The 8,103-nt window shown below is 70.8% G+C and carries 9 protein-coding genes; 3 read left to right on the top strand and 6 right to left on the bottom strand.

The features are described 5' to 3' along the window. The 3 genes from MFF42_RS16255 to MFF42_RS16245 all read left to right on the top strand — a co-directional run. The coding region (locus tag MFF42_RS16255; RefSeq protein WP_238256675.1) for a multiubiquitin domain-containing protein at nt 1-659 on the top strand (659 nt) is incomplete at its 5' end. 1 nt (nt 660) lies between these two features. Further along, a complete protein-coding gene (locus tag MFF42_RS16250; protein WP_003596986.1) occupies nt 661-2,055 on the top strand; it encodes a ThiF family adenylyltransferase in 1,395 nt (464 codons plus the stop codon). Beyond that, nucleotides 2,055-2,393, top strand: coding sequence for a ubiquitination-like system serine protease family protein (locus tag MFF42_RS16245; protein ID WP_003596985.1), 339 nt, complete (start codon nt 2,055-2,057; stop codon nt 2,391-2,393). Before MFF42_RS16250 ends, MFF42_RS16245 begins: the two co-directional genes overlap by 1 nt. Nucleotides 2,394-2,768: 375 nt before the next feature. Here MFF42_RS16245 and MFF42_RS16240 read toward each other — a convergent pair whose 3' ends face one another. From MFF42_RS16240 to MFF42_RS16215, 6 genes are all read right to left on the bottom strand, one after another. After that, nucleotides 2,769-3,248, bottom strand: a complete 480-nt coding sequence (locus MFF42_RS16240; protein ID WP_003596984.1) for a hypothetical protein — start codon at nt 3,246-3,248, stop codon at nt 2,769-2,771. A 227-nt stretch (nt 3,249-3,475) separates the two neighbouring features. Then, a complete protein-coding gene (locus MFF42_RS16235) occupies nt 3,476-5,875 on the bottom strand; it encodes a heavy metal translocating P-type ATPase (protein ID WP_003596983.1) in 2,400 nt (799 codons plus the stop codon). 148 nt (nt 5,876-6,023) lie between these two features. Then, nucleotides 6,024-6,401, bottom strand: coding sequence for a CopM family metallochaperone (copM, locus tag MFF42_RS16230; RefSeq protein WP_003596982.1), 378 nt, complete (start codon nt 6,399-6,401; stop codon nt 6,024-6,026). Nucleotides 6,402-6,492: 91 nt separating this feature from the next. Continuing rightward, nucleotides 6,493-6,735 carry a hypothetical protein gene (locus MFF42_RS16225; protein ID WP_003596981.1) on the bottom strand — a complete coding sequence of 81 codons (243 nt, stop codon included), beginning with the start codon at nt 6,733-6,735 and terminating at the stop codon, nt 6,493-6,495. A 159-nt stretch (nt 6,736-6,894) separates the two neighbouring features. Further along, a complete protein-coding gene (locus tag MFF42_RS16220; RefSeq protein ID WP_003596978.1) occupies nt 6,895-7,260 on the bottom strand; it encodes a hypothetical protein in 366 nt (121 codons plus the stop codon). Nucleotides 7,261-7,278: 18 nt separating this feature from the next. After that, nucleotides 7,279-8,103, bottom strand: an 825-nt coding sequence (locus tag MFF42_RS16215) for an efflux RND transporter permease subunit (RefSeq protein ID WP_238256674.1), incomplete at its 5' end; no start/stop codon positions are given.

The following is an 8,103-nucleotide window of genomic DNA, read 5'->3' as shown; positions in this document are numbered from 1 at the left end:
AGGACGGCGTCCGCGCGGTCAAGGTCTACGGCTTCCGCATCGACAAGAAGAGCTACGAGAACCCGCTGCCGGACCTCACCGGCCGAGACCTGCTCGTTATCGCGGGCAAGGCGCACCCGGATCGCTGGAAGATTTTCCAGAAGGTCGGCGCCCAGTTGAAGCGCATCGGCCTCGACGAGGTCGTGCACGTGAGCGACAGCGGCGAGGAGCGCTTCGTCACCCTGCCGCTCGACCAGACGGAGGGGGAGCAGCCGCTCCCCCGCCGCCGGGATTTCGCGCTTCCCGAAGGCGACGAGGAGACGCTCGACGCGGCCGGCCACCGCTGGGAGGCGATCCAGGAGGCGGGCGCCACCCGCGTCGTCGTCCGCGACTATCCCGTCCGCACCGGGTACGCCCCGGCCAAGGCGGACCTGATGCTGCGCCTGCTGCCGGGGTATCCCTCGACTCAGATCGACATGTTCTACTTCCACCCCCCGCTCGCCCGGGCCGACGGGGTTCCGATCCGCGCCCTGGTCGGGGACACCTTCGAGGGCAAGCACTGGCAGGGTTGGTCGCGTCACCGCACCGGCGAGAACCCCTGGCGCCCGGACGTCGACGACATCGGCACGCACCTCGCGCTGGTTGAGCATTGCCTCGCCAAGGAAGTGGGGGCCGCCTGACATGCGCACCACCCTCGCCCTGACCGGCGCGCAACACGCCGCGCTTTGCGCCCACCTCTTCCCCGGCGACGGCCGCGAGGCGGTCGCCCTGATGCTCTGCGGGCGCGCCGCCTCGCCCGGACGGACGAAATTCGTCGTGAACCGGATCGTCCCGATCCCGCACCATGCCTGCGAGCGCACCGACAGGCGCGTGACTTGGCCGACCGCCTACCTGGAGCCCCTGCTCGCGGAGGCGGCGAAGCGCGGCATGGCCGTGGCCAAGGTCCACAGCCATCCGGGCGGCGACCTGCGCTTCAGCGAGGTGGACGACGCCGCGGATGCCGACCTGTTCGGCGGGGTCCATGCCTGGGTCGACGACGGCCAGCCGCACCTCAGCGCGGTGATGGTCCCGGACGGGACGATGATCGCCCGGGCCCATGGCGAGGACGGCACGCACGCGCCGCTCGACCACGTCGGCGTCGTCGGCGATGACCTCCGCTTCCACCGGCCCCCCGTTCACGCTGCCCAGGCCGTTCCCGAGTTCGCGCGGCGGCACGCCCAAGCCTTCGGACGCGCGACGTTCGAGGCGATGCGGCACCTCCGCGTCGGGGTCGTGGGGTGCTCCGGGACCGGCGGTCCGGTCGTCGACCAGATCGCCCGCCTCGGCGTCGGCGAGATCGTGCTGGTCGACCCCGACCTGGTCGAGGACAAGAACCTCAACCGCATCGTCAACACGACGCTCGCCGACGTGGGTCGGCCGAAGGTGGAGGTTCTGGCAGCCTTCGTCGAACGCCTCGGGCTCGGTGCGAGGGTGGAGGCCTTTCCCTGCGACCTGTCCCGACCGGACGCGCTCAGGGCCGTTTCGACCTGCGACGTCGTGTTCGGGTGCATGGACGGGGTCGAGGGCCGCGACCTGCTGAATCGCCTCGCGACGTTCTACGTCCTGGCCTACCTGGACATCGGGGTGATGCTCGACGCCGATGGCGAGGGTGGCATCGACCAGATCTGCGGGTCGGTCCACTACCTGCAGCCGGGGCGCTCCAGCCTCCGGGGGCGCGGTCTCTACACGGACGGGATGCTTGAGGCCGAAAGTTTGAGGAGGCAGGACCCCGCGGCCTACGAGGACCGCCTCGCGCGCGGCTACATCCGCGGCGTGCCGCAGGAGCGGCCGGCCGTGGGTGCGGTGAACGGCCTGTTCTCCAGCCTCGCGGTGGTCGAGTTGCTGCTGAGGCTGCATCCGTCGCGGCTCGACCCGAACGGCGATTTCGCCGTCCAGACCCTAAGCCTGACGGCCGGGTTCTGGCAGTTCGCGCCGGAAGAGGGCACGGACGACGCGCTCGCGCGATACCTCGGTCGAGGCGACATGAGGCCGTTCCTGAACCGACCGCATCTCGACATGCTCATGAGGGCGGCGTGATGGCGGGACTTCCCGTTACGCTGCTCCGGGCGTCCCTGTCCTGGGTCGCCCGCCGCCTCGGGCGTCACACCGTGGATTTCGTCGACGAGGAGCCCGATACGCCCGCGCCTCGCACGGTCTACGTCGTGGGTGAGGATGGCCATCAGTGGTTCGCGGCCTTCGGGTGCCCGTGCGGCTGCGGCGAGACGATCAAGCTCTCGCTCGTTCCCGGCGACCGGCCGGGCTGGCGCATCCGCCGACACTGGGACGGGACCGCGTCGCTGACGCCGAGCGTCTGGCGTCAAGTGGGATGCCAGAGTCACTTCTGGCTGAGGAAGGGCCGGACCGACTGGTGCTGACCGCCTTCGCCCGCCGCGGCGCCGGTTCCGCCGACGCCGAACCTGTCGCCTCCGGAGCGGGGAGGATTCCGCCGCGGTGAACGGAGGTGAGGTCGACCCGGAGCTAGGTCGCCGCTGGCCGGACTGGGGTGAATTCCGGACATGGGGCCGTTCAGGAGGCCCTCGTTGCGACGAACGGTGCCGCTTGGAGGCCGTTGCCTCGGCCATATCACGCCGGAAAAATTGACCGGCGGAGGGATGTCGCTTCCATCGTTGCGGTCCGGACCAAGCCGAGGGCCGGATAAGCGCCGCCCGCCCGAACGCGTGATCCCCGGCCGTCGGCGGCAGGACGAACTCTGAACGGGGCGGCGCACGTGCGCCGCCCCGTCGAAGCCGTTAGGCCAGGGCAGCGGCCCACTTCGTAGGATCGGGTGACTTGTTCTTGTAGATCGTCCCGCCGAAATCCACGTGAAGCTCGGCCCACGCCCCGCCAGCCTGGCGCGCGAGAACTTCGAAGTGCTTCGGCTTGCGGCGAAGGTCCCCCGACGGGGTCCAGCCCGCGGCCTTCACCGCCTCCAGCACGCGCGATGGGTCGGCCGGCATGTCCGGTCGCTTATCGCCAGGCGGGTGACAAGGCTTCTTATGCTGGATGTGCACGGGTTCCCGGCTCTCGGCTGCGATCCGCGTCACCTTGATCTCGGACGGGCGACGCTCGCCCTCGATGTCCACATGCAGGCCCGCCACGAGCGGGAAGGCCTCCGCTCCCTTAGGGCCGAGATCGGCCAGATGCGTCCCGCCGCCGGCCTCCACCGTGAAGCGATGGGCAAAAACGTGCTGAATGACCCCCGAGAGGGCCGTCGTGTCGTGGTGCGGCATGATCTTCTCCGTAGGGCGCCCATCCGCAGGCGCGGCCCGTCAGGTGGCCTGGCCTCACACGCCGTTCAAGATTGACCCCGGCCGGTGCGAGCGAGGGGACGATCACCTTTCTGTGCTTCGTCCCGAGGCCGCGGGGGCCCGTGCGCGGCTCACATGCCGGGTCTGCGGACCCATGGTGCTGCCGCGATCATGCTCACGCGCAGACCCTGCTCGGCCGACACGTAGCCTCAAGGATCGAGCCGGGCCGTCCGCAGGCGCAGGGCGTTGCCGATGACGCTGACCGAGGACAGCGCCATGGCAGCGGCGGCGATGACGGGCGAGAGCAGGATACCCAGGAACGGGTACAGCACCCCGGCCGCGACCGGCACGCCGGCGGCGTTGTAGACGAAGGCGAAGAACAGGTTCTGGCGGATGTTGCCCATCACCGCCTTCGAAAGGCGCCGCGCCCGCACGATCCCCATCAAGTCGCCCTTGAGCAGCGTCAGGCCGGCGCTCTCGATGGCCACGTCCGTGCCGGTGCCCATCGCGATGCCGACGTCCGCCGCGGCGAGCGCGGGGGCGTCGTTGACGCCGTCGCCCGCCATGGCGACCACCTGCCCGGCCGCCTTGTAGCGCTCGACCACGGCGGCCTTCCGGTCGGGCAGCACCTCCGCCTCGACCTCCTCGATGCCGAGGCGGCGGGCGACGGCCTCGGCGGTGGTGCGGTTGTCGCCGGTCAGCATCACCACCCGGATGCCCTCGGTCCGGAGCGCCGCCAGCGCCTCCGCGGTCGTCGCCTTGACGGGGTCGGCGATGGCGATGACGCCCGCCACCCGTCCGTCGACGGCGGCGAAGATCGCGGTCGCGCCGTCTCGCCTCAGTTCGTCCGCCCCTGCCGCATATGCCGACACGTCCACGCCATGCTCGCGCAGGAAGGCCGCGTTGCCGAGCGCAACCCGGCGCCCCTCCACGGTGCCGAACGCGCCCTTGCCGGTCGGGCTTTCGAAGTCGGCGACGGCGGCGGTCGCGACGCCGCGCTCCTCCGCGGCCCGCACGACCGCCGTGGCCAGCGGGTGCTCGCTCGCCCGCTCGACGCTCGCCGCGAGGCGCAGCACCGTAGCCTCATCGAAGCTAGCTGAAGGCACGATCCGGGTGACCGCCGGCTTGCCCTCGGTCAGCGTGCCTGTCTTGTCGACCAGGAGGGTGCCCACCCGCTCCATGCGCTCCAGGGCCTCGGCGTTCTTGACCAGGACGCCGGCCCCGGCACCCCGTCCGACGCCGACCATGATGGACATCGGCGTGGCGAGCCCGAGCGCGCAGGGGCAGGCAATGATGAGCACCGCGACGGCGGCCAAGAGCGCGAAGGTGAAGCGCGGCTCCGGCCCGAAGACCATCCAGGCGAGGAACGCGAGGACCGCCACGCCGATGACGGCGGGCACGAACCAGCCGGCCACTTGGTCGGCGAGGCGCTGGATGGGTGCGCGCGAGCGCTGGGCCTCGGCCACCATCTGGACGATGCGGGCCAGCATGGTGTCGCGCCCGACCTTCGTGGCCTCGATCACGAGGGCCCCGGACTGGTTCAGGCTGCCGCCGACCACGGGGGCGCCCGCCGCCTTGGTGACCGGCATCGATTCCCCCGTCACCAGGCTCTCGTCCACCGAGCTCCGCCCCTCGGCGACGAAGCCGTCGACCGGCACCTTCTCGCCCGGGCGCACCCGCAACCGGTCGCCGGCCGCGATGGCGTCGAGGGACGTCTCTTCCTCGGAGCCGTCCGGTCGAATGCGGTGGGCCGTCTTCGGCGTCAGGTCGAGCAGGGCACGGATCGCGCCGCCGGTGCTCTCGCGGGCGCGAAGTTCCAGTACCTGCCCGAGGAGCACCAGAACCGTGATGACGGCCGCCGCCTCGAAGTAGGCAGGCACGGCCCCGCCATGCCCGCGCAGGGCCTGCGGGAACAGGCCCGGGGCAGCTGTGGCGACGACGCTGTAGAGGAAGGCGCAGCCCGTCCCCAGCGAAACCAGCGTGAACATGTTGAGGTTGCGCGAGACCACGGAACGATAGCCACGCACGAAGAACGGCCAGCCCGCCCAGAGCACCACAGGCGCGGCGAGCACGAACTGTATCCAGTTCGAGGTTTGCTGCCCGAGGCGTTCCGCCAGCCCGAACAGGTGGCCACCCATCTCCAGGACGAAGACGGGGAGCGTCAGCACGAGCCCGACCCGAAAGCGTCGGGTCATGTCGACCAACTCCTCGCTGGGGCCGGTGTCGGCGCCGACCACGGCCGGCTCAAGCGCCATCCCGCAGATGGGGCAGCCTCCCGGGCCGACCTGCCGCACCTCCGGGTGCATCGGGCAGGTGTAGATCGTACCCTCCGGCACCGGCTCCACCCTCGCCTGCCCCGGATCGAGGTAGCGGACCGGATCGGCCTCGAACTTGGTCCGGCATCCGTTCGAGCAGAAGTAGTACGGGTGCCCGGCGTGCTCGGCCCGATGCTTCGCGGCGTGCGGATCGACCGTCATCCCGCAGACGGGATCCTTGACCGTCCCGGTGCCGGAAGCCTGGGTCTCGTGATCACCGTGCCCAAGTTGCGCATGGTCGTGCCCGGCATGATGGCCGTGGCGCTCGTGCGAGGGGGGGACGCTATGCGGCATGACCTGGCTCCCGTGGGTTCGCATCGCCTTCGGTCACCGGCTTCCGGTGACGGGAAGCAGGCCGAGGCTGTCCAAGGACGTCGAACAGGTGACGGGGACGGCGGGCGTCCCCGTCGGGATGGGTGCCCCGGATCGGGGCGCGGCCGACCTACTTGGCGTGCTGCTTCAGCCACGCCTCCATCTCGCCGATCTCCTTCTCCTGGTCGTCGATGATCTTCTGGGCCATAGCCTTGGTGGACGGGTCCTTGGCGTGCTTCAGGGCAACCCTGGCCATCGCGACCGCGCCCTTGTGGTGCGGAATCATGTGGGTGCGGAAATCGACGTCCGGGTTGCCGGTGTAAGCGACGGCCATGTCCTTCATCATGGCCATGTCGGCGGCCTTGAAGTCCTTGGTCGAGGCGTCGTCCTTCGGGTCCGGCTTCATGGAGGACATCGAACCGTGGTCCTTCATGTCCTGCGCGTGGGCGGTACCGGCCAAACCGAGACCGAGAATGGCGGCGATGGCGAGCGTGTTCGGGATTTTCATGGTCGTTACCTTTTTCGATGGCGTGGGATGCCGTCGCGCCGGAACGGACGTCCGCTCCGGCGCGACGGGGCGTCGTGAGGCGCGGCGGCGTTCAGTGACCGTGGGGAGGCTTGGTGGCCGTTCCGTCGGAACGTCCGTGGTCCATCCGCTCGCCGGACTTCGCGGGGGCCGTGTCCCCGAGACGCATGTCGTGGGCAGGCCCTCCCGCCGTGCCGCCGCGGCTCGGCGTGGGCTGCGTCTGCTGCTCGGCGTTCGCGTTGCCCTGGTCGTCGGCGAAGGCGGGCGATGCCGCACCGAAGGCCATCAGAAGGGTGGCGAGAGCGGCGATTTTCATGTGGTGAACTCCTTGGCTCATTGAGGTTGGCCGGTCGCCGGCGTGCAGCTCGTCGACCGATGGCTCCGGCACGGGCACCCGCCTCGGGCGGCTCCCCCTGCATCCCTGCGTGGGATCTTCAGGCCCCCTTCCGGTCGCGCTCGCGACAGGGGGCGATGTTCAGTCGAACTTGCCGCTGGCCGTGGCACCGTCGGGCGCGGTGAGCTGCACGGCGCCCTTCGGGCTGTCCCCGAGCGCCACCGGGGCCGTCCCTGTCAGTCGGTTGCCGTCGGCCGGCTGCAGGGGGACCCGGGTCGGCTTGCCGCCGACGACGAGGATGGCCGTGCCCTTGAAGCCCGTGGCCGGCACCGGCTTCTGGCCGCCGTCCGACAGGAAGACGTCGACGGTCTCGCCCTTGGTAGCGAGCTCGACGTGGAACTTCCCGGCGTCGGCTACCCGGCCGCCGTGCTGGCCGGCGCTTTCGTGGGCGTACGCCGCGGTCGCCGCCATCAGGCCGGCGACGAGGGTCAGTCTGTGCAGGATCATGCTGGTTCTCCTCGGGGGTCAGTAGGCCTCGGCCGGGCGCGGTCGCGCGCCGTCCGGGGACGGGTCGGCCGGCGCCTCGGCGTGCAGGGCGTGCAGCCGCTCCAGCGGCTTGCGGCCGAAGCGCAGGAACAGGACGGGGGTCAGGAAGGTGTCGAGCAGCGTCGCGCTGACGAGGCCGCCGAAGATCGTCACCGCCACCGGGTGCAGGATCTCCTTGCCCGGGCTCGCGGCGTCGTAGAGCAGCGGCACCAGCGCCACGCCCGCCGAGAGCGCCGTCATCAGCACCGGGGTCAGCCGCTCCAGGCTGCCGCGCACCACGAGGTCGGGCCCGAACGGCATACCCTCGTGCAGTGACAGGTTCAGGTAGTGGCTGATCTTCAGGATGCCGTTGCGGGCGGCGATGCCGGTCAGCGTGATGAAGCCGATCATCGACGCCACCGAGAGCGGCTGCCCCACCAGCCAGAGCGCGGCCACCGAGCCGATCAGGGCGAGCGGCACGTTGCCCATGATGATGAGCGCCAGGGCGGCCGAGCGGTAGCGGCTGAACAGGATGGCGAAGACCAGGGCCAGAGAGAGCGCCGAGAGCGCCGCGATGGTCCGGCTCGCCTCCTCCTGCGCCTGGAAAGTGCCTTCCAGGCTGGTGAAGAAGCCGGGCGGCATCGGCTCCTTCGCCACCGCCTCGCGGATGGCGGCCACGACGGTCGCCATGTCGGTGCCGGCCGTGGTGTTGGCCTGCACCACGATGCGGCGCCGGGCGTTCTCGCGCAGGATCTGGTTCGGCCCGTCGGTCTCGCGGATGTCGGCGACCTGGCGCGCCGGCACCCAGCCCGAGGGCGTCTCCAG

This window comes from Methylorubrum podarium (genome assembly GCF_022179745.1).
GTDB classification, from domain to species: Bacteria; Pseudomonadota; Alphaproteobacteria; order Rhizobiales; family Beijerinckiaceae; genus Methylobacterium; species Methylobacterium podarium.
Note: the sequence above shows the minus strand (reverse complement) of the source record. Positions and strands in the feature narration are given on the sequence as shown.